Origin of the sequence: Photobacterium sanguinicancri (assembly GCF_002265265.1) — a bacterium.
Classification (GTDB): domain Bacteria; phylum Pseudomonadota; class Gammaproteobacteria; order Enterobacterales; family Vibrionaceae; genus Photobacterium; species Photobacterium sanguinicancri.
Genome location: NZ_NOIF01000430.1, coordinates 1 through 548, shown reverse-complemented (window position 1 = coordinate 548; position 548 = coordinate 1). Strand labels below are relative to the sequence as shown.

The window sequence follows — 548 nt, the reverse complement described above, 5'->3', positions numbered from 1 at the left end:
CCATTATAATAATGTATTCTATTTACTTTTCAGTGATGGCTCTTAATTTTAGTAGAGTTAAAGTAATATTAGCAGGGTCACTCTGTTTTCCTCTGCTACTTGGTATTGTGTTCTATGGATTGACAATTAAATCACAAAATAAAGAAGTTAGTTTATCTAGCATTGAAGCGGTTTCTGTTAATGACCCTCGAGCAGAAATGTGGACATCATATTTTGATAAGGCACTTGATAGACCAATATTAGGCTATGGGGCTGGATATACAAGTTTAAAAAATGCGATACAGTTTGATATCGATAAAACACAGAACTGGTCGATAGAGATGAAAACACATGCTCATAATGTTTTCTTAAATAAACAACTCCAAATGGGGGTTGTTGGATTAGCCTTGTTTTTATTGCTTTATGGTTACGCATTTAAATCAGCTGTATTTCCATATCGGCGAGATGATTTATCATTAATCGCATTGCTGGTGTTTGTTGGCTACTTTTCTAAAAGCTTAACGGATGATTTTTTCATTAGAAATTCACTCATTATGTTTTGGTTTTTA

At 33.0% G+C, this 548-nt stretch carries 1 protein-coding gene; it reads left to right on the top strand.

All coding sequences use genetic code 11. The features are described 5' to 3' along the window. Positions 1 to 548, top strand: a 548-nt coding sequence (locus tag ASV53_RS24445) for an O-antigen ligase family protein (RefSeq protein WP_141226335.1), incomplete at both ends; no start/stop codon positions are given.